Raw genomic sequence first — 25,804 nt, 5'->3', positions numbered from 1 at the left:
CATTGCTCGTCCGTCAGAACCGTTCGAATCATCAAAACCTCCAAAATGAGGCTTGAATCACTCAAAGGGCGAAAGTGGAATCCTGATTCTCAACAACCCCTAGAGCGCCGCGCACTGAAGGACATCACACCCTCGCTACGAGACTACGCCGCTTCCAAGTATGCCGGTGCTGCCTCGTGAGCCTATCAAACATCACCATCGACACAGCCTTGCGCGACCAGAACCTGCTTGGTGCTGCTCTCGGGACATCGACCACATGGGGCACATGGATTGCCATCTTGCGCGCTGCCTATGGCTTGCCGCTGACCTCTGAGGAGCGCACCGCATTCAATGCCGTTGCCGGTGGCAGGGAGCCGCCCACCAAGCGGGTTCGTGAGCTTTGGTGCATCATCGGCCGCCGCTCGGGCAAATCACGCATAGCAGCCGCCCTGGCTGACTTCATTGCCGCTTTCCAAGACCACTCGGGCAAGCTTGCTCCTGGTGAGGTCGGGACCATCCTCGTGCTGGCCGCTTCCCGTGTTCAGGCTCAGGCGGTGTTCAATTACATCCGGGCATTCTTCGAAGCCTCGCCCATCCTCTCGCAGCTTGTCGAGAGCGTGACCAACGACGAGATCAAGATTGCCGGGAACATCGGCATCAGCGTTCACACCAACAACTACCGCACGGTTCGCGGTCGCACCCTCATTGCCTGCATCTTTGACGAGGTTGGCTTCTGGCGTGACGAATCCACCTCATTGCCCGATGTCGAGACCTACCGCGCTGTCCTGCCTGCATTGGCCACGACTGGCGGCATGTTGATCGGCATTTCGAGCCCGTATGCCCAGCGTGGCCTGCTCTACACCAAGCACCGGGATTGCTTCGGCAAGGATGATGCTCAGGTTCTTGTCGTCCAGGCCGGGACAAGGGTTTTCAATCCGACCATTGATAGCGAGATCATCGACCAGGCACACCGCGACGACCCGGAATCGGCTGCTGCCGAATGGGATGCCAAGTTCCGCGGCGACCTATCGACATTCGTTGACAGGGCCGTTGTGGAGCGCTGTGTCGATATCGGCATCCATGAGCGGCCATACCTGCGGCAATACCGCTACGTCGCTTTCTGTGACCCGTCCGGCGGCGCGCATGACAGCATGACGCTTGGCATTGCCCACAGGGAAGGCGACAGGAGCGTTCTGGACTGCCTGCGGGAGGTGAAGCCGCCCTTTGCTCCGGCTGATGTCGTCGGCGAGTTCTGCCGCGTCCTGAACACCTACAAAATCACCAGCGTTACCGGCGATCGATATGCTGGCGCCTGGGTTTCAGATGCCTTCCGCAAAGAGGGGGTGCGCTACATCGCTTCGGAACGATCCCGCTCTGAAATCTATCTGGACGCTCTGCCCCAGCTCATGGGCGGAACGGCTTCGCTGCTCGATAACATCCGGCTTGTCGGCCAGATTTCCCAGCTTGAAAGGCGCACGACGCGCACTGGCAAAGACAACATCGACCATATGTCGGGAGCTTCCGACGACCTCTGCAACGCGGCTCTCGGCGCCATCATGCATGTGCCATCCCTGAACCGTGCCGACGCCAACCATCACGCCGGCAACCGCGCCCCAGTCGTCAATTTGGGGCACGCGAATATGAAAGCCCGGCGAGACCAGCGCGCTGGTCCCACGAACACCTCGCGGCCAGGCTACGGCGCACCGCCCTGGCGCGAAGAACGGAAGGATAACTAAAATGGCTGACATCGCAGCACGCCGGATTGAGGCTGAAACCCGCCTCGTTGAAATGAAGCACATGCAGGGCGTTGCCTTGCTTGACGGCCAGGACTTTGACGGATCGAGCCTGATCGAGATCGAACGCGAACTTTCCGGGCTCGATGCCGCCGAAGGGGAGGCGATGCGCCGCCACTGGCAGCTTCCGAGGCAGAGCGGGAGCGTCTGGCCAATCTGCGGGTGACCCTGACCGTTGTCGAGGAAAACCGGCTTGCGGCTGTAGACCGTGCCGAGAAGGCCGCCCGTGACCTCGTTGAGAACCTGAAAGAGGTCCGAGCCCGCGCCGCTGATGTTGCCCGGCTGCTGCGTGCGCTTGGCAGCGGTTCCCTGGCTCTCGAAGAGACGGAAAACCGCATGAGCTGGCGCCTCACGGCAGCCCTGAAGCCGCTGACTGGCTTCGGTCGCCGCTACGGCCAGATTGTCACGCCAGAGGCCCGTAGCCCCTTCAACGACCCATGGCGAGCCGCCGAACAGGCCGCCGCCGGCCCCGATGTTTCCAAAGCCCTGAAAGGAGCTTCCGAATGAAGAACAACAACCCGCTTACGCCGATCCTGGACGGCAAGGCCGCAATCGAATCTTACGTCATCGAACACTGGATCTGCCGCCCTGACGGTGAACGCCTCGAACGCCGCGCGTCATTTGCCGAGGCAGAAGCCCGCGCCAAAGAGATGCATGAAAAGGGAGTTTTCTAAATGAACAAGGCAATCGACCCCAAGATGCTGAAGTCTGTCGATCGGCAGGCTCCCGAAATCGACCCGGCGCGCGTGCAGGTCCAGGCAGCCGGCCAGGTCTGGCGCGAATACTTTGTCCGTGCTCCGGCCAGTTTTGTCGCTGATGACCTCAAGAGCCCTTCGGCATGGCGCAAGGTCCAGGTGGGCAGCAGGAACGGGCTCAAGAAGTTCGACCGCGTGTTTATCGTGGCCTTCGATGAAAGCTGGGTAGCGGAGGCCATTGTTGCCTCTGCTGACACCAAAGGCGTCGTGCTGGCAAAACCCCGCGTGACGACGCTCCCTGACCGCTACGACAACCTGTTCCAGGACGACAACTACCGCGTGGCCTGGAACGGGCACGGCTACATCGTGGAGCGCAAGTCTGATGGGCATCCTATGACCCAGCCGACCGCCAACGCCGACCTTGCCGCCCGCCTCCTGACGCAGCTCTATCCGGCGAGGGTCGCATAAATGGCCACGACGAACGGCGCTGCGGTCAGTGACCCCGATATTCACGCCACCCGATACAAATGGCTGGCGATCCCGAACGGCAACCAGGGCAACGCTGTGGCCCTCAACGTCTACCACGACCGCACAGTCCAGGTGCTCGGCACGTTCGGCACTGGCGGCTCTGTCACCATTCAGGGCTCCAACGACAACGGCACGACCTGGGCCACTCTCGCCGATCCGCTCGGCAATGCCCTTACGTTCACGGCGGCGGGCATGAAGCCAATCGGCATGCTGCCGTACCAGATCCGCCCCAGCGTCACGGCAGGGGATGGCACAACGGCGATCAGCGTTTGGCTGCACGCGAGAGGAGCCAACAAATGAGCAACGAGCTAACCATTTCCGAGAATTCTGGCGCGGCCCGAGCAGGCTCTGCGACGGAAGGCCTTACGGGTGGCGGTGAACAGGCGGGCTTTGCCTCCTTGCCTGCAAACCCCACCCGTAAGGCAGAAATCGCCAGCATCATGGCAACCGACATCCACCGGTACTACGACGAGAAACTTGACGTGGAATACGCCGCTTTGCTGGAGGCCGAGCGGGCAGAGATTAACCCCGATCTGGTTAATCCGACCCGGCCCATGGATGCCGAGCAATCCCGCACCTCTCTTTGCAGTTCCGAGGCTGGCCGCCGGCTGGTTTCGGACTGGGACGAGCTTGGCGGGTTCCGGGCTCATCTTGCCAATGTGCAGCGCGATGCCGCCGATATCGTGCGCCCCCTTGGCGGCAATCGTGAGCAGCGCGTGTTCATGGAACGTTTCGACCGCCATGTTCCCGAGCCGGCTCGCTATGCGGTCTATGCCGAGATCGCATCTGGCACGCTCTACGCTACCCCGGCATCACCAGCCGAAGTGAAGCATTTCGCAACGACATCTGCCGGCAAGTTGCTTGCCGCCGAATGGGGCTCCAGTGCGCCTGAAAAGGTCGCGATGCTGCGCGCCCGGGCAAAGCGCATGACGGACGCCATGACCGAGGAAGACGCAGACGAGTTCTGGAGCTGGTTCGATGAACTCGCCCCGGCAACCGCCATGTCGATCTTCCGCAAGATGGCGGGGTGATCGATGATCGCTTTTCACGGCTCGCCCTGCCTGTTCCAGGACTTCGACCCCGGCAAGATCGGCTCGCAATGGCGACATGGCGGCTCCGAGGGTTTCGGAATCTATCTCACCGACGACCGCGAGGTGGCTGCCAGATACGCTTTGCCAGGTGCTTCGATGCACGTGGCTGTCCCGCAGCCGTGGTACGGGTGGCACCAAAAACCGACACCGAACGGCAAAGAAGAGGGGACGCGCGGCCAGGGCTATGTTTACAAGGTCGAAGCGCCGGATGGTCCGTTCCTCGACAATGACGTTCTCTGCTCCGAGCATCCGCAGCCGGCCCGTTCCATTTTCGAGAAGGGCTTTTCCGCCCTGAAAGGCAGGGGGCCAACGAGGGGCTATTGGCTCCACGTGCTCGCTGATGCACAGAACAACCGGGCCTATTACAGCCAAGTCGGCAGGCTTCTCTTTTACTGTCGCAAGAACGGCACCCCTCTGGAGCCCATGCTTGCCGCGGCTGGCTACGTCGGCTGCAAGAAACAGGATCGCGGCACCAACGAGTTCGTGTGCTTCGATCCGCGCGCGCTTCGCATCTTGTCTGTGTCGGCTTTTCGAGAGGGCGAGTTTTTGCCGATGAAGGCCCACAAACCTTTTCAGCACGCATGGTTGGAGGCAGCGGCATGACGTACACGTTTCATACCGAGGGTCATTGCATGGGCGGTTTTGTCCCGACCGGCGCGCAATTGGAAGCAGATCCAACGCCTGACATTAACCCCGGCCAGTTGGTCGCTGTAGTGCTGAAAGAAACCGGCCCTATTCGCGGCCTGGCTCTCTCGCTGCACGGCAACGGTTGGCTTGGCGTCGTGAAGATGTTCCTCGGCACTACGACAACCCGTGCCGGCCGAAAGGCCTACATGCTTGCCCAGCTCGATCCACCGATCGTCCTTGCCGTGGAAGAATCCCACATGGCTGCGATGCATCTCATTGTCGGCGCCAAGGAAACCCCGTGGGGGCTGGAAAACACCGCTGAACAGGACGCTGACCTTGAGGTTGCGCTTGACCTTATGTCGCCGTGGCTGTGCGGAGGCGCGACCCAGCCCGTGGGCCCCGATTGGCGCCCTGTGGATATCTCGGCCTTTGTTGCCGCCACTAAAATGCTGGAGAGCGTCCATGCATAAATTCCACTGCGGGCTCACGGAAACCGCCATTGGCCCGGGCTTGGGTTCGATCGCGGATCTCGGCGACCTCATGATGAAGGCGCGCGATGCCGGCTTGAGCGAGGATGAGCAGTTCAAGTTCTCCGAGCTGTTCAACTTCGCCACGCAAAACCTGCCTTACGTGAATCTGTTCTATGTCCGGCCCACCCTGGATTTCCTGTTTCTTGCCTCGATGCGGGAAGTGGCATCGCCGGGTGCCTATCAGCGACAGCAAAGCCAGCGGCGCAAGCAGTACGGGCAGCACAGCGTTTTTCCGAAACCGCTAGACCCATTCGGGGGCTTCTGACCCCAAGCCGATCCGCTCCTTCGGCAAGAGCGCAATGGAACGTCGGATGACGTCCCGTCCCTTAGATGGAGCCCCATTTTATGACATCAGTGCAAATCGATATACGCGACGGCCTAAGCAGCAGCACGGCGATTAAAGGCCCTGTGCGTTGCGCGACGACTGGCAACATCACGCTGTCTGGTGAGCAGACCATCGACGGCGTGGCCGTGGTCACGGATGACCGCGTGCTGGTCAAGGATCAGACCACAGCGTCAGACAACGGCATCTATGTCGCGGACACTGGCAACTGGCGCCGGTCGAAGGACTTCAACAAGACCAGGGATGTCAAGACCGGGACAATGGTCGTGGTGACAAACGGGACCACTGGTGCCGGATGGTGGCAGGTTTCGACGGCTGACCCGATTTCGGTTGGAACGACCAACATTGCTTTTGCACGCGGCGCTCAACCCTATGATGCCGATCTGGTCTCGTGGGCCGCCATCACCCGCGCCACTGGCTTCGATGCGTTCGTCGCCACCCCGACCTCTGCCAATCTCAAAGCGCTGCTGACTGATGAAACGGGATCCGGCTCCGCTGTCTTCGGCACACAGCCAACTTTTACGGCCGGCGCGCAGTGGAGTTCGTCCAACTACGGCGCCGCCTTGGTCGCGACAGGTGCGCGCAATAATGCGATCGGGATTTTGGATAGCACCGGCTCAAATCCATGGGCCATTGCGAACACGTCGGGAGTTCTTAGATTTTCTGCGATGCCGGCGCTCGGCAACACCGCGACTGCGGCGGTTGACGGTTTTGTGCTCTCAACGGCCGGAGACGCTGGAACCGGAGATCCGTTGGTACCGCCGTACCAAGTCGCCCCGATCAAGACCAAGCTGGCGCTGTCCGGCGTCTATGCGGACAGCGCCTCTGGCAATATCTTCCAAGTGTCATCGTGGGCAAGGAACTCAGGCACTTCGCCCGTCGTCGCTGGGTTTTTTCTGGGCGAAGCGACCGGGGCGGGTTCGCGGGCTTGGGGCATCAATGCCACAGCTTTTGCAAACAATGCGAGTGCGGTCGTTGACGCAATCGAGATCGATTTTGCATCCCTGGTGGCTGGAGGTTTCGCCAACGGTGCACTGATCGTCTATGGCAGCGCGCTTGCCGACACCGCAGGCGCTTATGTCTGGTGCCAGGCCAGCGATGTGAAGTCGCCCTTGATGGGGATCAATTTCAACAAGATCGGCTCGAACGCTCCCATTCAGACGGCTGGCACCATCATGAAGACAACCGGTGCCTACACCGTTGCGACGGGCATCGACATTTCCAGTGTCACAACGACCACGGCGTTCAAGTCAAACGGCTTCTCGGTTGATGGCACCGGCAATGTCACAGCAGCGGCTCTCTTTGCTCCCGTGCATGTCGGTGGCACTGGCGCCGCATCGAGCTTGTCACTGCGAGCTACGACCGGTGCGGGAGCGGGCTCGGAAGCGATCATATTCCAGGTCGGTAATGCCGGCGCGACTGAGGCGCTTCGCGTACTCGGTGCCGGCAACCTTCAGTTTACCGGGACAGCCAACTTTGCAGCAAACGCCGCCGTGGCGACGGTTCTTGGTTCCGTTGGCCCGACCGGGGCGAGCACCACGGTACAGAAATGGCTCACCTTCAAGGACAGCGGCGGCGCAAACCGCTACGTCCCCTGCTTCTAAGCAGCACCACAAGGAGAAATGGAATGAAAGTCTTTACCGTCAAAGACCGTGGGCAATTCAAGGGTCGCGACCTTCTCAACGAGATCATCAAGCAGCCTATCGGCGGGTCTGGGCGCGGTGCTGTAACGGTCGAACAGATGCGGCTCGATATCCGGCTCATGGACAAGCTCGACGCCACCAAGGGCCAGACAGTCGAACTGGAAGATGCCGACTGGAACCATCTGGCAGCGAAGATCCGCGAATTCCCGTTTGCCTTCTCGTCTCGTGAGGTAGTCGAGTTCTGCGACGATATTCTCAAGGCTGAGGAACCCAAGGCGAGGGCCGCCTAAGCCCATCCTTCCATGACGACGACAAACACCGCGAAATAGGCGAGGCCGGCTGCGACAGTCAGCCCCTCGCCACCCGCTGCCCACAGTGCATCACCGAAGCGATAGCTCAGGAAAATGCCGCCCGCGACATAGATGATGAGTGCGGCCAACTTACGACGATCACCAATAGGAATCATTGCCAAATCCCCCATAGCTTCGCCCCCGAAAGGGCGTGCTTGAAGTATTAACCGAATAAGCGCATCTTGTCCGTGGGCGTGATAACCCGGACTAGGAATAGACCGCTTCACCGAGACACATGGTGCTTCCTTTGGCGAGGAAGTGCGGTCGAACGTGTCCTTCTGGACACAACGGACGTGCTTGGCGGCACGGCTCCGAACCCTGCCTTTATGGCCGGGGGCGAGCGTGCTGTCCAGAGGGAAACCTTAAAAGCGTTCGGCCTGTCTTCCTGGCAGGTTATCACCCCCCGGCTGCGGCGCCGTTCGCCGCGACAGGGCCGTGATAAGCCCTAGACCAGGGACCACTACCAATGAACGCGATATTAACGACAATCGACCGGCGTGGCTTGCTCGTCGGACTAGCCTCTCTGCCGGCCATAGCGGGCGCCGTAGCGCTATCGCCGCCCGCGTCGGCATCCGACCCGCTCGCCGATACGCTCGCCGAATACTATGCCAAGATTTCCGAGTTCATGGCGATCCCTACCGACGAGATCACAATGGAAAACGAGGGCACCCTCGTCGCAGCAACCTATGGTCCGGTCGTTGAAAAACTGTGGCATGCGACTCCACCAACAACGAGCATTCGCGGCGTGACCGAGGCTATCCGCTATGCCGTGGAACAGGACTGCATCATCGACTATATGGCAGCCGCCATGCTGGTTTCGGCGCTGGCCTTCCTCGACCAGGAGCGCGTGTCATGACCGCCCATGTCAGGATGCTGAAGCCGTACGGGATGCCGCAGGGTATGGACCCGCGCCAATGGCGCCAGTCAGTAGAGAAGCGCCTTAACGACCTCCTTGACCGCGCTATGAGCCTCATCACGGCGCTGGACTGTATGGAAGCCGATTGCGACCTGGAGGACACCGCCGATGACGAGCCGTCGCTTGGCTGCCTCGATGATCTGGAGCTAGACAACGCCGACGACGAGGACGGCCACGACGCGGAACCGTCCGAGGATGGCGAGCACGTCATGTGGGGCGATGACCTGAAATCGCAGGAAGTGCTGGTGTCGCTCTGATCAAAGAGGAAAACTTTTCCTCTTTAGCCCGCTGCCTCACGGTGGCGGGCTTTTTCATGTGTGCGCAATTTTGTACGCAGGATCAGTAAAAGGGAAGATTATACAAGTAAATCAATGGCCTATGGCGGAGGGAGTGGGATTCGAACCCACGGTGAACTTGCGCCCACGCCGGTTTTCAAGACCGGTGCCTTAAACCGCTCGGCCATCCCTCCGGCCCCGTACAAACGTTGCGCTTTTGGTATCTAGCAGACGATCGAAAACCGTCGTCTGCTACGCATTTTGCAACCATTTGCCGTTTCGCTCGCTGCTTATAGCCGCCTGCAACGCCACGTCAACTTGCTCCGCCGCGTCGGCCTGCATACCGGGCATGACATGCGAATATAGGTCGAGCGTGGTGCCGATCGACGGGGCCCCGGGCGCTCGCTTGCCATCTTCGGATGAACGCCTGCCGACAGCATTTGAAGATCGAGGACGAGATTGAACGCCTAATTTCCCTGCTGGACTTGGTGCAGGCCGATTCGGACCTTGAACCCTGGCTGGCTGGCGGTATCGAAATGGAATCGATGACCGGGAGCAGGACGATTGCTACCCAAAGACGGGAACGACGCGGCCTCCCGGGAAGATGGCGAACCGTATGCTGGTCCAATAACGCGGAAACGCCACAGGAGTGGCAGCGCTGGCCCGGTCATTTCCAAGCGCCCTTGTCGGAGCATTGGGTAAGACCGCATCCCGCCGCGCGTTGATGAAAGGCCGGAGCTACAAATCGGCTCCGGCCTGCACAGTCGTCAGTCTTTGCAATTGTCGTCCGCCTTTGCCGCTGCGGCCTTACCACCGTGCTGCTGTGCCTCGATGTCCTGCTGCGACGTTGCAAGGTTCTTGTTGCCGCCGCCTTCCGCCTTCGCCAATGGCATTGTGCTGCCATCCTTGGCGGCTGGCTTGCCGGCGTTGCCCGTGGCCTTCGGAGTCACTGTGGCCTTCGGAGTCTCCAAGGGCGCGTGAGTTCCATCTTTCGAAATACCGGCGGTCTGTTGGGTGTCGGTGCCTGCATTGACGGCCGACTTATCCGGACATGCGGCGATTGCAGACCCGGCAGAAAGCGACACCGCGATAGCGATTATCAATGAAGCCTTTTTCATCATACTCGTCCTTCTGTTCGAGTGCTCTGCGGATGAAACTAGCGGCGCTTTTCTTGGTTCCGCGCCGCGCCGGATGTCTTGCTCGACGCCCAAGTTTCGGCCAGGTCCGCCGACGGCACGGCGACGGCGTCAGGTCGGACCGCTGCCTCAAAATAGTGGCGTTTAGAGCAGCCTAGGAACAGGCTGCTACGGTTTTTGCAACGCAACGCTACGGTTTAGACGGCAAGAAGCCGCAGAACCCGCAAACCGGTGATAGCCTGGGCTTTGGAGAGACGGGACGGGGAGGTGCCTTAAACTACTCGGCCGTCCCTCCATCGTGATTTCCAAGTCACCACGTACCAACCGTGCCTGATCTCCAACTGCGTTCAAAGCGCTGCGGTCCATGTGCGCTGCCGAGACGGGTGACGATATTCTCGTTCTCACAGGGTTAAAACCTGCGCATACCGGTCAGCGCATACTCGCATACGCCATGGCGCGACGCATGCGTTTTCCGCGATAGTCGAACGGGATGGTTTTCTCCCGTCTCAACCGGCAAATGTCGAAAATCTGTCGCCATACCCGCTTTGCTTCGATGGCGAATTTGGCCAATGGAGCCTTGCCCCTTGGATTCACCAGCTTGCGCTTCTGCTGCAGTGCGGCTCGGGTTTGCTCTATCTCACTTGGAAATTCTGCTGCCTTGTCGCGGAGGTACGATGCCTGCGTGCACAATGCGGGCGAGAGTTGGTAGATCACCTTGCTCGAGGAGGTAGCCAAGGCTTGATTGAATATGACGTCATCGATTGGAAGCTCGTTGTTCTGCGTTGCTTCCACCAGATCGCGCGCTGCTTGTCTTGAAACAATGTACCCTGCCGAGCCCGAATGAAGCCCGTGCAATCTGTGCAAGACGTAACCATGGCCCACGAAAACCTGCTTCATGGCGATCACGGCTTTTCTGAAAACCGTCTCCATTTTGATGATGTCCGCACCGTTCGGAATCCAGCCTTCGCTGGCAAGCAACCGGCCGGCTGTCTCGGTCAAGACTGCGTCGTCCTCAAAGATCGCGCAGTAGGCGTCGTCGCCTTTTGCTATGATTTGCCAGCAAGCCTTGTGGCTCAGGAAACAAGCAATTTCGGACAGTGACAGGTTCGCAGACATGTCCGCGATCTCCGGGCTGCTGAGCCCGTCAACAGCCGCGACCCGATCGAATGTAACGCCGATACGGGAAAATTCGGCGGTCATGTGGGCAAGCCGAGCCGGTGACCGATCCAGATTGATGACCAGGCACCTCATTGATCTTCCCCATGCGCCATCGGACAGGCACATCGGAAGTACTTCGCACAATGTGCAAAGAAAAATCTTGAATTTTCCAAATCTTCCCGCCCCCGGGCTTCTACGTCAGAATTCATCCTCTGGCCAATACTGGAAGTCAAGTCGTCCTCGGCATTTGAGGTGAGCCGCCAACCAAGTTCTTGGTCGTCGGTTCAGCGACTTTTGCGATCGCAACCGCCGGGCCGAAGTAGCCGCCCAGCAACGCACACGACCGCTTCTCCGGGATCATAGTCGCCCCCGGCTGGATGCCGCGGAGGGCGCCGTCACAATCTTGCCTGGTTCCGGCCACAATCGATTAATATCGTGATAAGCAATTCCTGCGCACAAGGGATCGGGGTTCAAGGCGTCGTTGGTGACCTGTCGCGTGAGTGCTTTGGCCTTTCCGGTGAAATGACGGCGACGTCCTTGTTGAGACTTTAGGGGGCAATCGAGTAATGCAGGCTACGCCGCGCCCGCGTCTTCGTCGCGCTTCGACGGCCGCATTGTTTGCCGTGTCGGCTGCCCTTTTGGCGGCCTGCGCATCGCAGCCCGGGTCGAAGGCGGTGGTGAACCCCAAGCCTCGCTCCAAGGAATATTTCGCTGAATCCGAATATGGGGTGAAGGCAAGCCCGCGCGTGGCCTTCCGGAACGGACGCCTGCAGCGTGGCGGCGGTCGCGACCAGCTAGGCAAGCCCTACCAGGTCCGCGGCAAGTGGTATTATCCCAAGGAAGACAGGCACTACGCCAAGGTTGGCCTGGCCTCCTGGTATGGCGACGCCTTCCACGGCCGGCTGACCGCCAATGGCGAAGTCTACGACATGACGCATCTGACGGCGGCGCATCCGACCATGCCGTTGCCGAGCTATGCCCGCGTTACCAATATGAAGACCGGCAGCTCGGTCATCGTGCGCGTCAACGATCGCGGCCCATATCACGAGGGCCGCATCATCGACGTGTCGCAGCGGGCGGCCGAGATGCTCGATTATGCCAATATCGGCACCGCCGAGGTGAAGGTGGAATATGTCGGGCGCGCGCCGCTCGACGGCGATGACGACCAGTATCTTGTGGCCTCCTACCATCCAGGCGACAGGCGCCCCGATCCGTCGGACGGCCTGCCGAGCGGCGTCATGGTCGCCATGAACGGACCGTCGCCGAGCCTGCCGGCCGGCGCGGCGGCAGCACCTTTCCCGGGCCAGCTGACCAATTCAGGACAGGCATTCGCGGCGCAACCGGCCCTGTCGGCGCAGTCGCCGGCCTTCGGCGACGTAGTGCTGCCCGATTTCGGACCGGTGGTGCCGGAACGGCCGCAAATCAACCCACCGCAGTCGCCCTTTGCGACGGCCTCGCTCTCCTATGCGGATGAACGCGTGCGGCGCGCGGATGTCTTTGCCGCGCTGGACGACAGCGGCATGTCGCCCGCCGACATCCTGCGCTCGTGGAAGAATTCCAGCCCGCAAGCATTGTCGCCCAGCGCCGATTATGTCGCCGCCGGCACTTTCGAGGATGCCGTCGAAGCCAAACGCATTGCCGCCGCACTCGAGCCTTTCGGCAGAACGGAGATCCAGCGCTCCGATCTCGACGGCAACGACTGGTATGCGGTCAATCTCTATCCGGATGGCCACGGCAGCCTGGACGAGTTGCTGAAGGCGGCATGGTCGCATGGCGCACCCGATGCGCTGGCCGTGCGCGACTGAACATCAGTCCGGTTTTCCGCCGGACAGTTGATCCGCCGCTGAAAAAGCCTGATAGTTCGGCGGGCTTGCCGGAGGAACCGGCCAACGGGTCGAATTTCATGCAGTTTCGCTTGCTTCCGCCTTTCGCCGGGGTCTTTCTGCTCGGCTTTCTGCTTTCATTGGCTCCGGCTCGCGCACAGCTTTTCGAGACCAAGGCGGCCCAGGTCTTCATGATCGATGCCGACACCGGGACTGTGCTGTTTTCCAAGGATGCCGACAAGCCGATCCCGCCGGCCTCGATGGCCAAGCTGATGACGATGGAGGTGGTTTTCAACGCCATCAAGTCCGGACGCCTGAAGCTCGACGATACCTTCGTGGTGAGCGAAAATGCATGGCGCAAAGGCGGTGCTCCTTCGGGAACATCGACGATGTTCGCAAAGCTCAAATCGTCGATCCGGCTCGAAGATCTGATCCAGGGGGTGACCGTGCAGGCGGCCAATGACGGCTGCATCGTCATCGCCGAGGGCATGGCCGGGTCCGAGGACAATTTTGCCGCGCAAATGACCGAACGCGCCCGCCAGATCGGCCTCAAGACATCGACTTTCGTCAATTCGACTGGTCTGCCGGCCGATGGCCAGCAGACGACCGTGCGCGAACTGGCGCAGCTCGCCTTGCATCTGTGGCGCGATTACCCGGATTTCTACCGCTACTACGGCCTGAAGGATTTTACCTGGAACAAGATCTCGCAGAGGAACCGAAACCCGCTGCTGACAATGGACATTGGCGCCGATGGCCTCGCGGTCGGCGCGAGCGAGGCGTCCGGGTTCGGCATCGTCGGTTCGGTCAGCCATGATGGCACGCGGGTGATCGCGGCGATGAGCGGGCTCGCCAACGACAAGGAGCGCGCCGAGGAGGCGCGCAAGCTACTCGACTGGGGCGCTCGTTCCTTTGAGAAGACCGAAATCTTCGCCAAGGACGAAGTGGTCGGCGAGGCCCAGGTTTTCGGCGGCGCGAAATCCGGCGTGGCGCTGAAGGCAAATGGGCCGATCGACATCTTCCTGCCCATCACCAACCGCGACAAGCTGACGGCAAAAATCGTCTACAACGGCCCGGTTGCCGCACCCGTGGAGGCGGGTCAGCCGGTGGGCGTGCTGCGTGTCTGGATCGGCGATACGCTGAGCCAGGAGACGCCGCTCTTCGCCGCCGAATCGATCGGCGTCGGCACGCTGCCGCAACGCTCTCTCGACGCCGTCAAGGAACTGGCGATCGGCTGGCTGCGATAGCGGCCGGCGGCATGGATTTTTTGCCGGGCGCGGACTATCTAGAGCGCAACATCCACTCAAGCACGGACAAAGGCCTTTTCGATTGGCGCGCGGATTTTTCATCACCTTCGAAGGCGGCGAAGGAGCAGGCAAGTCGACGCAGATCGAGCGGTTGGCGAGAAAGATGCGCGCCAAGAAATACGATGTCCTCCTTACCCGTGAGCCGGGCGGCTCACCGGGTGCCGAAGCGGTCAGGCATGTGCTGCTTTCGGGCGCCGCCGAACCATTCGGACCGAAGATGGAGGCGCTGCTCTTCGCCGCCGCGCGTTCCGATCATGTCGAACAGGTCATACGGCCGGCGGTCGAGCGCGGCTCGATCGTGCTGTGCGATCGTTTCATCGATTCCTCACGCGTCTACCAGGGCGTTACCGGCGGTATCGACCCGGCATTCATGGAAACCCTGGAACAGGTCGCCATCAATGGCATGATGCCCGACATGACGTTGATCTTCGACATCGATCCGGCCGAGGGGCTCAGGCGCGCGACGCTGCGGCGCGGTAGTGGCGATGTGGCCGATCGATTCGAGAAGGAGACGCTCGATATCCATCGGGCCCGCCGCGAAGCCTTCCTGGCGATCGCCGCGGCCGAACCGCAACGTTGTATCGTCGTCGACGCGTCGGCCGATCCCGACACGGTCGAGGACGCCGTCACGGCTGCCGTGTTCGCGGCCTTGGAGGCAAGGGAGCCTGCGCGCGACAGGCAGGTTGCGCCCGTATGATCTTCGAACGCATCGCGCCGGAACAGCATGACACATTGGACGGCGTGCCCGAACCTTCGGAGACGCCTCGGCTGATCGGACACGGGCAGGCGGCCAGTATGCTCGCCGCCGCCTATCGATCGGGAAAACTGCCGCATGCGCTGATTTTCACCGGGCCGGTCGGCATCGGCAAGGCGACGCTTGCCTTTCACGTTGCGCATCATCTGCTCAAATACCCCGCCTTCGAGCAGGCGCCGGAAAGCCTTGCCGTTCCCGATCCGGCCTCGTCGCTGTTTCGCCAGATCGCCACCGGGGCGCATCCCGGCGTGCTGCATCTGACCCGTCCGATGAACGACAAGACCAAGAGCTTCAAGACCGTCGTCACCGTCGACGAGATCCGCAAGGTCAGCCGGTTCCTGTCGCTGACCTCGCATGACGGCAGCTACCGGGTGGTCATCGTCGATCCGGCCGACGACATGAACACCAATGCCGCCAATGCCTTGCTGAAGAATCTCGAGGAACCGCCGGCGAAAACCCTGTTCATTCTCATCGTTCATGCGCCGGGCAGCCTGTTGCCGACGATCCGCTCGCGCTGCCAGGTGGTGCGCCTGTCGCCGCTCGGCGCCGACGACCTGCTGGCAGTGCTGGAAAAAGCCGAACCGCCGCCGCCGGACGAGCCGGCCGCACGGGCGGCGCTGGTCGAGCGGGCAGGGGGCAGCGCACGCAACGCGATCCTTTTGACACAATATGGCGGGCTGGAGATCGCCACGACCCTCGACGCGCTGGTCGCGGCCGGCAGGAGCAATGTCGGCGGAGCCTACCGCCTTGCCGAGGCCGTCGCCGGCCGCGACCAGGCGATCCAGTTCGATATCTTCAACCGTCGGGCGCTGGATCTTTTGTCGGACGCGGCAAGCCATGCAGCGCTGGCGGGCGATCTCGCCCGAGCCAAAACACTGTCGGACACTTGGCATGAGGCGCTGGACGCTATATCTGAAACCGAGACCTACAATCTCGACAAGAAGCAGCACGCCCTGATCATGATCGACCGCCTGAATTCTGCAATGCGAATGTGACGGTTTCTTTTTGCATGCCGTTGCCCCAAAACCGGGGCCACTTTTGGGCGGCATGCATTGGCATCGGGATGGCAATCGCCGCCCCGATACGATATCCACCGCCACGCCTTCCATTCAGACATTCATGACGGTTCATTCATGTCACGCGACAAATTCTACATCACCACCCCGATCTTCTATCCGAACGGCAAGCCCCATATCGGTCACGCCTATACGGTCATAGCAACCGACGCGCTGGCTCGCTTCCAGCGCCTGGACGGCAAGGACGTGTTCTTCCTGACCGGCACCGACGAGCATGGCCTCAAGATGCAGCAAACGGCTGAGAAGGAAGGCATCACGCCGAAGGCGCTCGCCGACCGCAATTCAGCGATTTTTCGCGCGATGACCGAGGCGTTGGGCGGCTCGAATGATGAGTATATTCGCACGACGGAACCGCGCCACTATGAATCCTGCCAGGCGATCTGGAAAGCGATGGCCGCCAATGGCGACATCTATCTCGACCGCTATAGCGGCTGGTATTCGGTCCGCCAGGAAGCCTATTTCGATGAAGGTGAGACCGTGGTCGGCGAGGACGGCGTGCGTCGCGAACCACTTGGCTCGCCCGTCGAATGGAACGAGGAAGAAAGCTACTTCTTCCGGCTTTCCGCCTACCAGGATAGATTGCTGGCGCTTTACGAAAGCCAGCCCGACTTCGTGGGACCGGCCGAACGCCGCAACGAGGTGATGAGTTTCGTCAAGTCCGGCCTGAAGGATCTGTCGGTCTCCCGCACGACCTTCAAATGGGGCGTGCCAGTGCCGGGCGACGACAAGCATGTGATGTATGTCTGGGTCGACGCCTTGACCAATTATCTCACAGGCGCCGGCTATCCCGACACAGCGGCCGAGAAATGGCGCTATTGGCCAGCCACGCACATCATCGGCAAGGATATCGTGCGCTTCCACGCGGTCTATTGGCCCGCCTTCCTGATGTCGGCGGGCATCGAGTTGCCAAAGCGCGTTTTCGCGCATGGCTTCCTGTTCAACCGCGGCGAGAAAATGTCGAAATCGGTGGGCAACGTCGTGGATCCATTCGCGATGGTCGAGCACTACGGTCTCGACCAGGTGCGCTATTTCTTCCTGCGCGAGGTGCCGTTCGGCCAGGACGGCAGCTACAGTCACGAAGCGATCGTCAACCGCACCAACGCCGATCTTGCCAACGGCCTCGGCAATCTGGCGCAGCGTTCTCTGTCGATGATCGCCAAGAATTGCGGCGGCGTGGTGCCCGCGCGCGGCGACCTGACGGAAGCCGACAAGGCGATCCTCGACCAGGCGGCCGCGGCTCTTGCCACGGCACGCAAGGCGATGGCTGGGCAAGCCATCCATCTGGCCCTGGCGGGGATCTTCGACGTGGTGGCGGAAGCCGACCGTTACTTCGCCGGGCAGGAGCCGTGGGCGCTGAAGAAGACCAATCCGGCACGCATGGAAACGGTGCTGTGGACCACCGCCGAGGTGGTGCGGCGCGTGGCGGTTCTGTGCCGGCCCTTTATCCCGGGATCGGCCATGAAGCTGCTCGACCTGCTGGCGGTGGCGCCGGACAAGCGCGATTTCGCGCATGTCCACGCCGATCATGCCTTGGTGCCAGGCACCGCGTTGCCGGTGCCCGAGGGCGTGTTTCCGCGCTACGTCGAACAGACGGACGCGAGCGCCTGATGCTCGTCGACAGCCACTGCCATCTGGATTTTCCAGATTTCGCCGAAGAGCGGGCGGCCATTGTCGCCCGCGCCCTGGCGGCCGGAATCGGCCGCATGGTGACAATCTCAACACGCGTGAAGCGCTTTCAGCAAATCCTTGAAATTGCAGAGACTTTCGACAACGTTTACTGCTCAGTCGGCACCCATCCGCACAATGCGGCGGAGGAACTGGACGTGACGGCGACTGAGCTGGTCCGCCTTTCGAGCCACCCCAAAGTGGTGGCGATCGGCGAGGCGGGGCTGGATTATTTCTATGACAAGGCGCCGCGCGATGCGCAGGCGCAGGGCTTTCGTAATCACATCGCCGCGGCGCGCGAAACAGGGCTGCCGCTGGTCATCCATTCGCGCGATGCCGATGACGATATGGCAGCCATTCTGGAGGACGAAACAGGGAAGGGCGCCTTCCCCTTCATCCTGCATTGCTTCTCTTCGGGGCGCCGGCTGGCCGAAATCGGTGTCGCGTTGGGCGGCTACGTCTCGTTCTCAGGCATCCTGACCTTCAAGAACTCGGCTGAACTGCGCGCCATCGCGGCAGATCTGCCGCATGACCGGTTGCTGGTCGAAACCGACGCGCCCTATCTGGCGCCGATACCGTTTCGCGGCAAGCGCAACGAACCGGCTTATGTCGCGCATACCGCCAAGGTGCTGGCGGAGACGATCGGCGTCAGCGAGGCTGAAATCGCTGATCTGACGACGGACAATTTCTTCCGGCTGTTCGGCAAGATGCCTGCCAAGCAAAGCGCCTGAACGATGACTGACCGGCTGCGCCTCACCATTCTCGGCTGCGGCTCGTCGCCAGGTACGCCGCGCATCACCGGCGACTGGGGCAATTGCGACCCGGACGAGCCGAAGAACCGGCGCATGCGCACCGCGGCCCTGGTCGAGCGGATTGCCGCCAGCGGTGCCCGCACCACGGTCGTCATAGACACCGGACCCGACTTCCGCCAGCAGATGCTGATGGCCTCCGTGAGGCGCCTCGACGCGGTCGTCTACACGCATCCGCACGCCGATCATATCCACGGCATCGATGATCTGCGCGGTTTCGTTCTCGATCAGCGTCAAAGGATCGATATCCACGCCGACGAGCCGACCATGCTGCGGCTGCGCCAGGCGTTCGGCTACTGCTTCGAGACGCCGACGGGCAGTTCCTATCCGCCGATCGTCAAGGCGCATCTCATCGACCACGCCAGACCGGTGGTCATCGAAGGAGAGGGGGGTGCCCTCACCCTCGAGCCGTTGCCGCAGGTCCATGGCGATATCATATCGCTCGGCTTCCGCGTCGGAACGCTCGCCTATTGCCCTGATATCAGCGACTTCCCGCCGGCGACCGCCGAGCGGCTGCGCGACCTCGACGTTCTGATCATCGATGCGCTGCAATACAAGACGCATCCGAGCCACCTGTCGCTTGGCGAAGCGCTTGGCTGGATCGAGCGCCTGACGCCAAAACGAGCGGTGCTGACGCATATGCATGTGCCGCTAGACTACGCCACAGTGATGGCTGAGACGCCAGCCAACGTCGAGCCGGCATATGACGGCATGCCGATCGAAATCCCTTATGGATCTGGATGATAGAAAGAAGCCTTCATCTTGGCCCGAACATGAACAGCGTCCCAATCCGTTCATAGCCAACACGAGGGTACAGAAGCGCCCCTGTGTGGGTGGCGGTCAACACCGAACACTTCGAACCATGAGCCTGATCGTCTCGCAACATTCCTAGGAGCAACGCCCGGCCGATGCCACGGCGTCGATGCGAGGGGGCGACATACATGTCCGCGCACCACGTAGCTCCGACAGCGTCCACGCTGCGCACGCGCCCGACGATGTCCGCTCCATCGATTGCTACATATTGACGGAACGGAGCGTCATCGCCGAACAAATTGCCCGAGATCGGCCGGGTGCGCGTGATCTTGCCCAATTGGGCCGCCAACTCGGCTGTGCGCACGCGTTCGATCGAAATGGCACCCGGCGGCGCCCTTGGGATCTGGTCCATCCGCCGCACGAAGAAGCCTTCCGTGCCGAGCAGTCGATAGCCGAGAGCCTTGTACGCGCTTTTCGTGGCTTCGTGTGGCTCCGCTGTCGCGATCGTGGCGCCCACATGGAAGCTTCCTCGCGTGTGCTGCCGCGCAATCGCATCGACGTCCTCGGCGGCGACGTCATACGCAATCCATTCCTCCTTGCGGTAATCGCGAGGATTCTTACGCGGAGCATCGCGCATCAACCACAAGGGCCCAACGCGGCTTGCCTCGTAAGGAAAGGTACGGCTCTTTCCAGCGCTGTGTCCGTGCACGAAGACCTCGATCGCAAACTCAATCGCTCGATTTGACCTCGTCATGCCGGCAGCCTAGCGTTGCCAGACGGACCAAAGCAACACGCGGTCCGATGAAATTACATCGGCAATTTCCAGTCTTAGCCCAACGCGACAGTTCCATAATCTATCTTATGCGACTTTCAGATGGACCGGCAGGGACAATCGTTTGGCCCGGCTTGCGATGCATGTCCTTCGGATTGTGTTGCGGACTGGCGACTGCGGAATGATCGCGTCGCAATCAGTTGCGTTCGCCCGGCGCGAACTTCCCTGGGCGGCGACGGCAAAGCCTCGGCCGGACTCAACCGTCCGGCCGGAAGCCTATCTGTTATGCAGGTATCAGGTCTGCTAGGCAGGTATAAGGACGGCGATGCGATGCACGCCGACCTCCTTGCTTGTATTCGTCGCCTCATCGGTCTTGCCCTTGGCACAGGTGTACATGTCACCCGTCTTGAGCTTGAACTCCTTGTCGGCTTTCTTGATCGTGAAGGCGCCGGACGTAACCGTGCAGACCATGTCGTTGTCCATCACCATCTGGGGCGCGTGGGCGCCCGGCTGAAACACCACGTCGACGATGGCGATGCTCTTGTAGGCGGGAATGTCGGCATGGCCGGTGCCGACCTCAACCACCCTGACACCGGGCGCAATCTCCTTGCCCTCTTTCGGGCCGTATTTCTTCGCAGATGCCGCCAGAGTGAACAGAGGCGTTATCGCTGCGGCCGTCACACCGAGGGCAATTGCAGACCGGCGATTCATGGTTTTCATTGCGTCCTCCCTATGTTGGTCACGCACGAAGGTGCGAGACGGTTAATATTAGCAGATATGCATCTACTTGGCGCTTGCTATTTATCTCCTGCCCTTTGCCGGCAGTGTCGCGTTTCTAATCGAACGATGCGCCCCTGCTCTCGCCGGGCGATTGCCGCCCGCAAAGCCGCTTGTTCTCGATTATCGCGGTGTTATGCGCCGTTCCTTGTCGAAGCCGGCCCTTGCCCGCTCAGACCTGTCGGACAATGGTGCCGATCGCATTGACGAGAATGCGCGCGGCTGTCAGGGCCGACAGGCCGTCAATGTCGGCGGGAGGATGGAATTCGACAAGATCCAGTCCCGCGATCCTGGCCCGCTTGCCAAGCCTCGCGATCAGGTCGATCACCTGCGTAAAGCTTAAACCGCCGGGCGTGCGCGCCGCCACGCCGGGCATGACACTGGGATCCAGGCTGTCACAGTCGAGCGTGACGACGACCCGTGCTCCCTCCGGAATATGGCCAAGCGCCACCTCGATACCGTGGGCATGGATCTCCCGGGCGGTCACGAAGCGGCTGCCATACTGCAGCGCCGCTTCGACGTCGGCGAGACGCGCGCTGCCGACGCTGCGGAGACCGACTTGAACGATGCCGGCGACATGCGGCATCTCGCTCGCCCGGCGCATCGGGCTCGAATAGCCGTGACGCTCGCCATGCACCTCGTCGCGCCAGTCGATATGAGCGTCGATCTGCAGGATCCAGACCGGCCCGTGACCAGCAAAGCCGGCGAGGAAGGGAATTGTCACCGAACAGTCGCCGCCGAGCAGGACCGGTACAGCCGGCAATGCCAGGACGTCGGACGTCTTCGCCTCGATGCTGGCCCGATTGCCGGCATTGTCATGCATGGTGGTAGGTACGTCGCCGGCGTCGATACAGCAGACCGGCTTGCGGTCGAACAGCGGTCCGCCGAGATCGAAGTCCCAGTGCTCGACGAGCGCGGCATCTTCCTGGCTCGCGGCACGGATGATTTCGGCGGCCAAGGCATGCCCACTGCTATCCTTGCCAGGATAAGTGCTGCCATGCCCCGCGCCAAAGATGACAATTCCCGGTTTGCGCCCATCGGGGAGCCGCTCCGGAAGCCCAAGGAAAGTAGGAGACGCGATCAAATCGAAACCCTCTCGATGTCGGCCTCGATCGGGCCGTATTCAATCTATGACAGCCCCGCTTCGCAGCAAACCGGACGCCGCGGTCAGGTGGCTTCCCGCCGCGAGGCTTCACCTGCCCCCTCGCCGCTGGTCCGCAGCAGCGCGACGCCGGCGGCGATCAGAAGCAGGATGGCACCGATCACCTCCGGTATGCCTACCGTTTCGCCGAACAGCAAGGCGCCGGCGACGAGTGCGATAATCGGGGAGATGAAAGCGTAAAGCCCTGCACGAACCGATCCCCAATCGCGCAGCAGGACGAGATAGAGCGTGTACGCGACGATCGTGCCAAGCAAGGACAGAAAGAGAATGCTGCCCAGGACGTTGAGGTGGACGAAGCGCAGGAGCGTCGCTCCGTTAACCGGCTCCGTGGCCGCAGAGATGACCAGAAGCGCTGCGCCGCCGATCGCAGCCTGCACCATGGTCAGGGCAAGCGGTATCACGGGCCCGAGCAGCGGTCGTGCAACGATGCTGCCCACGCAATAACAGCCGGTCGCAACGATGATGGCGAGCAGTCCGATGCCGCTCCCCGCCCCTTCACCCGCGAGCCGTGTCCAAAACAGTGCAACGAGCCCTGCGCAGCCGATCGTCAGCGCCACCGCATGGCGCCATGTTGGCCGCTCCTCGCCCGTCAGCACAGCGAGAGCGAAGAGCATGACCGGCAAGAGCGCGAGGTTGACCAGGCCCGCCAATCCCGATGGGACGCTCTGCATTCCCCAGAACAACAGGCCATAGGTGCCGGTGTTGACGAGCAGTGCCGACGCGAGCGTACGAGGCCAGCGCCCTTCCATGAAGGCCGCCGGGGCTTTGGGGAGCGTCGGCAGCAGGAGAATGGCGGCAAAGAGATAGCGTGCCCCGGCCAGCAACAGCGGCGGCAGGTCCTGCAACCCGAACTTGATCGCCGCCCAGGACAGCCCCCAGATGAGGGAGACCAGCGCGAAATATGCGAGCCGCCGCGCCACCGGGGCTCAGCGCAGGCCCTGCCGGTCGATCAGGATGCGATGGATCTGGATTCGCTCCGGCAGTTCGATCAGGAACTCCGGATCGCGGTCCAAATGATGGACCTTGGTCGGCTCGCCCTTGGTGAAAGCCGTCATGGAATCCTGATCCGGCCAGTAGGAGATGGTCGTGAACCAGCTTTCCCCCTCGCGATCCTCGCGGAAAAGCTGGACACCGAGGGCGATCCTTTCGAGCACCGGAATGCCTTCTGCCTTCAAATAGGCCTCGTAGGCATCGGCGATTTCCGGCCGGGTGCGGCCACGCCATATGCGCGCGATGGTCGGTGTTGTCGTCATGGATATTCCTCCTTGCATGTCTTTCCAGAGAGCTGGGCCCTCAGCCCCGCACGCGAGCCAGGAAATTGCGCACCAACGCAAGCGCCTCATCGAAATGGGTTTCCAGCAACCAGTGGCCGGCGCCGTCGATGAGATGGAGTTCTGCTTCCGGCAGGTCGCGCTTGTAGGCACGGGCCGATCCGGCCGGCATGTAGCCATCCTCGGGGCCCCAGACGATAAGCGCCGGCGGTCGCCGTTCGCGCAGATAGGCCTGGTAGCGCGGGAACCAGTCAAGGTTAGCCTCCAGCTTCTCCATCAAGCCGACCGCGAGCCGCCGACGGACCGGCGTGTCCATCAGGGGCCAATGGAGTTTCCACAGGTCCGGCGGCACGCGTTCGGCTACGGCACCACCAACCTCGCCAACGAACTCGTGCCTGAAGCCCTCCTCGCTTACCGCTTCTTCCAGCGGGCGATGCTTCTCGGGCGTCTTCTCGTTCCAATAGGCCTTGATGGCCGCATATTTCGGGCCGAGCACGTCTTCGTAGATATCGCCGTTCTGGATAATAAGCGCGGCGACACGGTCCGGATATGCGATGGCGTGGCGAAGTCCTATTTGGGAGCCGTAGTCGTGCAGCCAGAGCGCATAACGGGACAGGCCGAGCGCGTCCGCGAACGCCGCCAAGAAGTTGGCATAAGCGTCGAAATCATAGCCGAACGCGGACATATCGGGCGTAGCGCTGTAGCCGAAACCTGGAAAATCCGGTGCTAAAGTGTGCCAGCGATCGGCCAGTCCGGGCATTAGCCTGCGGAACTGATAGGACGAACAGGGATAGCCGTGCGGCAGCAGAAGCACGGGAGCGTCGGTCGGCCCGTTCTCGCGGTAGAAGATATCGTTTCCGTCGATGTTGATCTGGCGGTGCCGCAACTTTGCCTCCACGCTCAGGGAGATCCGGAGATGCCTCGCAACCGCGAACGATGCTCGCGCCTGAAGGTTCCCGAGAGATCCGGCTTGGGACAAGTAAGAACTGCAACCGAAAGCGCGGCAGCAGGCGTGGCCCGGATGGCTCGCGGCCAGGCCGCCGACCTATGCCTCCTGCCCCGGCAGCAGCCGGATCTGGTAGCTCAGCGTGCGTTTCGCGGCAGGCGCGATCAGCATAAGGCCCGGCTTGTCGGCGAATTCGCCGTCGAAATCCGCCGAGCTTGCCATGCCGTGCCAAGGCTCGATGCATAGGAACGGCGCCCCGCCCGGCTTTGACCAGATACCCAGTTGAGGAAACCCCTGCCACGACATTTCGAGCGCCGGACCACGCCTGGCTGCGTAACGCACGCTGGTGCTGGCCGGTCGATCGAGGATCAAGGCGTCGTCATCGAACAGCCGTTCGGAGAGCGCAAGGATCTTGCCTTCGACAGGCGTCGGCTGCGGGACAGCCAGCAGCAGACCGTCCTTCAGTCGCCGGACCGGCGCCTGCTCCTCGTTCGCGAAGGCCAGCCGATATTCCGTCTTGGCCAGTTCCGGTACCAAGGGCCAGTTGAAGGCGGGATGCGCTCCGACCGAGGCCGGCAGCGGCTCGTCGCCGGTGTTGGTGATCTCGAACGTCACGTCGAGTTGCAGATCACGCAGCGCGTAACTCACCGCCAGCCGAAAGGCGAATGGATAATGCGCGCGCGTATCGGCATCGTCGGTGAGAACCAGCGTACAGGATCGAGGCCCCCTCTCCGCCCAGGCAAACGGCTTGTCGCGCGCGAAGCCGTGCTGCGTCATCGGATAAGTCCGCCCGCGATGGCGCAATTGATCCGCCCTCAGCCGGCCGACGATCGGAAACAGCACCGGCGAATGCCGTCGCCAGGCCGGTCCGGCTTGCCACAGGAACTCAAATCCCGGCGCATCCCGCAGCGACACCAGTTCGGCGCCTTGCGCGACGATGGTCGCCGAGATGCCGTCGCCGCTAAGCGTCTGGCTGTCCTGTTCCATATGTCCTCGCGGTTTGGTGGCGGGAGGTTAGCAAAAGCTTTCACGGACTCAAAGGCCGAGCATATTGGCGCCTTCGTCCGGTACTTGCCGGATCAGATGGCGGTCAGGGGCAAGCCAGGCAGCACCTTGTCGAGGGTGATCGGAAATTCGCGAACCCTGATGCCGGTAGCGTTGTAGACGGCGTTGGCGACAGCAGCCCCCGCCCCGCAGACGCCGAGTTCGCCGAGCCCCTTGGCGCCGAGCGGATTGGCCTTGTCGTCGTGTTCCTCGAGGAAGACGACTTCCATCCCGGCAATGTCGCCATTGACCGGAACGTGATACTCGGCAAGGTCGTGATTGACGAAGTGGCCGTAGCGCCGGTCGAGCACCGTCTCCTCCATCAGCGCCGCACCGATGCCCCAGCTCATGCCGCCGATGATTTGCGAGCGCGCGGTCTTGGGATTGAGAATGCGGCCGGCGCCGATCACCGACAGAAAACGACGCATCCGGACCTCGCCGGTATCGCAATCGACCGCGACCTCGGCGAAATGCGCGCCGTGGGAGTGCTGGGAATAGGACTTGTAGGTCTCGGTGGCATTGGCGGCGGCGACGGAGCCTTCGGCCTCGAACCCATCGGGGGCAATGCTGCGAACGAGATCGGT

33 protein-coding genes and 1 tRNA gene are annotated in these 25,804 nt (G+C 61.7%); 22 read left to right on the top strand and 12 right to left on the bottom strand.

Features of this window, described 5'->3' with window-relative positions; translation table 11 throughout:
* The 13 genes from NKI49_RS31570 to NKI49_RS31510 form a co-directional block, all read left to right on the top strand.
* Nucleotides 1-180, top strand: a 180-nt coding sequence (locus NKI49_RS31570; RefSeq protein ID WP_352695886.1) for a hypothetical protein, incomplete at its 5' end; no start/stop codon positions are given.
* 29 nt (nucleotides 181-209) lie between these two features.
* On the top strand, nucleotides 210-1,715 hold the full coding sequence (locus tag NKI49_RS31565) for a terminase large subunit domain-containing protein (RefSeq protein WP_352604314.1): 1,506 nt from the start codon (nucleotides 210-212) through the stop codon (nucleotides 1,713-1,715).
* Nucleotide 1,716: 1 nt separating this feature from the next.
* Nucleotides 1,717-1,938 carry a hypothetical protein gene (locus NKI49_RS31560; protein ID WP_352604316.1) on the top strand — a complete coding sequence of 74 codons (222 nt, stop codon included), beginning with the start codon at nucleotides 1,717-1,719 and terminating at the stop codon, nucleotides 1,936-1,938.
* Complete coding sequence (locus NKI49_RS31555; RefSeq protein WP_352604318.1) at nucleotides 1,935-2,279, top strand: hypothetical protein; 345 nt, start codon at nucleotides 1,935-1,937, stop codon at nucleotides 2,277-2,279. Before NKI49_RS31560 ends, NKI49_RS31555 begins: the two co-directional genes overlap by 4 nt.
* Nucleotides 2,276-2,446 carry a hypothetical protein gene (locus NKI49_RS31550; protein WP_352604320.1) on the top strand — a complete coding sequence of 57 codons (171 nt, stop codon included), beginning with the start codon at nucleotides 2,276-2,278 and terminating at the stop codon, nucleotides 2,444-2,446. The genes NKI49_RS31555 and NKI49_RS31550 overlap by 4 nt, the downstream gene beginning before the upstream one ends.
* Nucleotides 2,447-2,935 carry a hypothetical protein gene (locus NKI49_RS31545; RefSeq protein WP_352604322.1) on the top strand — a complete coding sequence of 163 codons (489 nt, stop codon included), beginning with the start codon at nucleotides 2,447-2,449 and terminating at the stop codon, nucleotides 2,933-2,935.
* On the top strand, nucleotides 2,936-3,295 hold the full coding sequence (locus NKI49_RS31540; protein WP_352604324.1) for a hypothetical protein: 360 nt from the start codon (nucleotides 2,936-2,938) through the stop codon (nucleotides 3,293-3,295).
* The gene (locus tag NKI49_RS31535; protein WP_352604326.1) at nucleotides 3,265-4,026 is read left to right on the top strand and encodes a hypothetical protein; all 762 of its coding nucleotides are present in this window, start codon (nucleotides 3,265-3,267) and stop codon (nucleotides 4,024-4,026) included. The genes NKI49_RS31540 and NKI49_RS31535 overlap by 31 nt, the downstream gene beginning before the upstream one ends.
* Nucleotides 4,027-4,029: 3 nt before the next feature.
* Nucleotides 4,030-4,689: a hypothetical protein gene (locus NKI49_RS31530; RefSeq protein ID WP_352695884.1), complete on the top strand. Its 660-nt coding sequence runs from the start codon at nucleotides 4,030-4,032 to the stop codon at nucleotides 4,687-4,689.
* On the top strand, nucleotides 4,686-5,183 hold the full coding sequence (locus tag NKI49_RS31525; RefSeq protein WP_352604330.1) for a hypothetical protein: 498 nt from the start codon (nucleotides 4,686-4,688) through the stop codon (nucleotides 5,181-5,183). Before NKI49_RS31530 ends, NKI49_RS31525 begins: the two co-directional genes overlap by 4 nt.
* On the top strand, nucleotides 5,176-5,508 hold the full coding sequence (locus NKI49_RS31520; protein ID WP_352604332.1) for a hypothetical protein: 333 nt from the start codon (nucleotides 5,176-5,178) through the stop codon (nucleotides 5,506-5,508). The genes NKI49_RS31525 and NKI49_RS31520 overlap by 8 nt, the downstream gene beginning before the upstream one ends.
* 80 nt (nucleotides 5,509-5,588) lie before the next feature.
* Complete coding sequence (locus NKI49_RS31515) at nucleotides 5,589-7,190, top strand: hypothetical protein (protein WP_352604334.1); 1,602 nt, start codon at nucleotides 5,589-5,591, stop codon at nucleotides 7,188-7,190.
* Nucleotides 7,191-7,213: 23 nt separating this feature from the next.
* A complete protein-coding gene (locus NKI49_RS31510; RefSeq protein WP_352604335.1) occupies nucleotides 7,214-7,519 on the top strand; it encodes a hypothetical protein in 306 nt (101 codons plus the stop codon).
* On the opposite strand, the gene NKI49_RS31505 is transcribed toward NKI49_RS31510, so the two are convergent.
* Nucleotides 7,516-7,668 (bottom strand): hypothetical protein, encoded by a 153-nt coding sequence (locus tag NKI49_RS31505; RefSeq protein ID WP_352604337.1) that lies wholly within the window; start codon nucleotides 7,666-7,668, stop codon nucleotides 7,516-7,518. The genes NKI49_RS31510 and NKI49_RS31505 overlap by 4 nt on opposite strands.
* A 377-nt stretch (nucleotides 7,669-8,045) precedes the next feature.
* Here NKI49_RS31505 and NKI49_RS31500 point away from each other — a divergent pair, with 377 nt between their 5' ends.
* Together NKI49_RS31500 and NKI49_RS31495 are read left to right on the top strand one after the other, a co-directional pair.
* Complete coding sequence (locus tag NKI49_RS31500) at nucleotides 8,046-8,435, top strand: hypothetical protein (RefSeq protein ID WP_352604339.1); 390 nt, start codon at nucleotides 8,046-8,048, stop codon at nucleotides 8,433-8,435.
* A complete protein-coding gene (locus NKI49_RS31495; RefSeq protein ID WP_352604341.1) occupies nucleotides 8,432-8,752 on the top strand; it encodes a hypothetical protein in 321 nt (106 codons plus the stop codon). Before NKI49_RS31500 ends, NKI49_RS31495 begins: the two co-directional genes overlap by 4 nt.
* 122 nt (nucleotides 8,753-8,874) lie before the next feature.
* Here the strand turns inward: NKI49_RS31495 and NKI49_RS31490 are convergent.
* The 3 genes from NKI49_RS31490 to NKI49_RS31480 form a co-directional block, all read right to left on the bottom strand.
* Nucleotides 8,875-8,964, bottom strand: a tRNA-Ser gene (locus NKI49_RS31490).
* Between the two features lie 573 nt (nucleotides 8,965-9,537).
* Complete coding sequence (locus NKI49_RS31485) at nucleotides 9,538-9,888, bottom strand: hypothetical protein (RefSeq protein WP_352604343.1); 351 nt, start codon at nucleotides 9,886-9,888, stop codon at nucleotides 9,538-9,540.
* Nucleotides 9,889-10,335: 447 nt separating this feature from the next.
* Entirely contained in the window at nucleotides 10,336-11,157 is an 822-nt protein-coding gene (locus NKI49_RS31480; RefSeq protein ID WP_352695882.1) for a glycosyltransferase family 25 protein, read from the bottom strand.
* A 473-nt stretch (nucleotides 11,158-11,630) separates the two neighbouring features.
* On the opposite strand from NKI49_RS31480, the gene NKI49_RS31475 reads away from it, so the two are divergent.
* From NKI49_RS31475 to NKI49_RS31445, 7 genes are all read left to right on the top strand, one after another.
* Nucleotides 11,631-12,869, top strand: a complete 1,239-nt coding sequence (locus NKI49_RS31475; RefSeq protein ID WP_352604347.1) for a septal ring lytic transglycosylase RlpA family protein — start codon at nucleotides 11,631-11,633, stop codon at nucleotides 12,867-12,869.
* Between the two features lie 98 nt (nucleotides 12,870-12,967).
* Entirely contained in the window at nucleotides 12,968-14,131 is a 1,164-nt protein-coding gene (locus tag NKI49_RS31470; protein WP_352604349.1) for a D-alanyl-D-alanine carboxypeptidase family protein, read from the top strand.
* An 82-nt stretch (nucleotides 14,132-14,213) separates the two neighbouring features.
* Complete coding sequence (gene tmk, locus NKI49_RS31465) at nucleotides 14,214-14,888, top strand: dTMP kinase (RefSeq protein WP_352604351.1); 675 nt, start codon at nucleotides 14,214-14,216, stop codon at nucleotides 14,886-14,888.
* Nucleotides 14,885-15,940 (top strand): DNA polymerase III subunit delta', encoded by a 1,056-nt coding sequence (locus NKI49_RS31460; RefSeq protein WP_352604353.1) that lies wholly within the window; start codon nucleotides 14,885-14,887, stop codon nucleotides 15,938-15,940. Before tmk ends, NKI49_RS31460 begins: the two co-directional genes overlap by 4 nt.
* Before the next feature lie 138 nt (nucleotides 15,941-16,078).
* Complete coding sequence (gene metG / locus NKI49_RS31455) at nucleotides 16,079-17,629, top strand: methionine--tRNA ligase (protein ID WP_352604355.1); 1,551 nt, start codon at nucleotides 16,079-16,081, stop codon at nucleotides 17,627-17,629.
* A complete protein-coding gene (locus NKI49_RS31450) occupies nucleotides 17,629-18,417 on the top strand; it encodes a TatD family hydrolase (protein ID WP_352604357.1) in 789 nt (262 codons plus the stop codon). The genes metG and NKI49_RS31450 overlap by 1 nt, the downstream gene beginning before the upstream one ends.
* A 3-nt stretch (nucleotides 18,418-18,420) precedes the next feature.
* Nucleotides 18,421-19,239 carry an MBL fold metallo-hydrolase gene (locus tag NKI49_RS31445; protein ID WP_352604359.1) on the top strand — a complete coding sequence of 273 codons (819 nt, stop codon included), beginning with the start codon at nucleotides 18,421-18,423 and terminating at the stop codon, nucleotides 19,237-19,239.
* A gap of 13 nt (nucleotides 19,240-19,252) precedes the next feature.
* Here the strand turns inward: NKI49_RS31445 and NKI49_RS31440 are convergent, their stop codons facing one another.
* The 8 genes from NKI49_RS31440 to NKI49_RS31405 form a co-directional block, all read right to left on the bottom strand.
* On the bottom strand, nucleotides 19,253-20,002 hold the full coding sequence (locus NKI49_RS31440) for a GNAT family N-acetyltransferase (RefSeq protein ID WP_352604361.1): 750 nt from the start codon (nucleotides 20,000-20,002) through the stop codon (nucleotides 19,253-19,255).
* A gap of 321 nt (nucleotides 20,003-20,323) precedes the next feature.
* Nucleotides 20,324-20,740, bottom strand: a complete 417-nt coding sequence (locus NKI49_RS31435; protein WP_352604363.1) for a hypothetical protein — start codon at nucleotides 20,738-20,740, stop codon at nucleotides 20,324-20,326.
* Between the two features lie 229 nt (nucleotides 20,741-20,969).
* Nucleotides 20,970-21,881, bottom strand: a complete 912-nt coding sequence (locus NKI49_RS31430) for an agmatinase (RefSeq protein ID WP_352604365.1) — start codon at nucleotides 21,879-21,881, stop codon at nucleotides 20,970-20,972.
* 83 nt (nucleotides 21,882-21,964) lie between these two features.
* Nucleotides 21,965-22,879, bottom strand: a complete 915-nt coding sequence (locus tag NKI49_RS31425; RefSeq protein WP_352604367.1) for a DMT family transporter — start codon at nucleotides 22,877-22,879, stop codon at nucleotides 21,965-21,967.
* A 6-nt stretch (nucleotides 22,880-22,885) separates the two neighbouring features.
* Nucleotides 22,886-23,212 (bottom strand): antibiotic biosynthesis monooxygenase family protein, encoded by a 327-nt coding sequence (locus tag NKI49_RS31420; protein WP_352604369.1) that lies wholly within the window; start codon nucleotides 23,210-23,212, stop codon nucleotides 22,886-22,888.
* Nucleotides 23,213-23,252: 40 nt separating this feature from the next.
* A complete protein-coding gene (locus NKI49_RS31415) occupies nucleotides 23,253-24,116 on the bottom strand; it encodes an alpha/beta fold hydrolase (protein ID WP_352604371.1) in 864 nt (287 codons plus the stop codon).
* Nucleotides 24,117-24,275: 159 nt separating this feature from the next.
* Complete coding sequence (locus NKI49_RS31410) at nucleotides 24,276-25,163, bottom strand: aldose 1-epimerase family protein (protein ID WP_352604373.1); 888 nt, start codon at nucleotides 25,161-25,163, stop codon at nucleotides 24,276-24,278.
* A 92-nt stretch (nucleotides 25,164-25,255) separates the two neighbouring features.
* Nucleotides 25,256-25,804 (bottom strand): molybdopterin cofactor-binding domain-containing protein (locus NKI49_RS31405; RefSeq protein WP_352695880.1); only part of this gene is annotated, 549 nt, incomplete at its 5' end.

Source organism: Mesorhizobium sp. M0587 (assembly GCF_040320945.1).
Classification (GTDB): Bacteria; Pseudomonadota; Alphaproteobacteria; order Rhizobiales; family Rhizobiaceae; genus Mesorhizobium.
The sequence above is the reverse complement of the archived record's forward strand: the minus strand, read 5'-3'. Positions and strand labels throughout refer to the sequence as shown.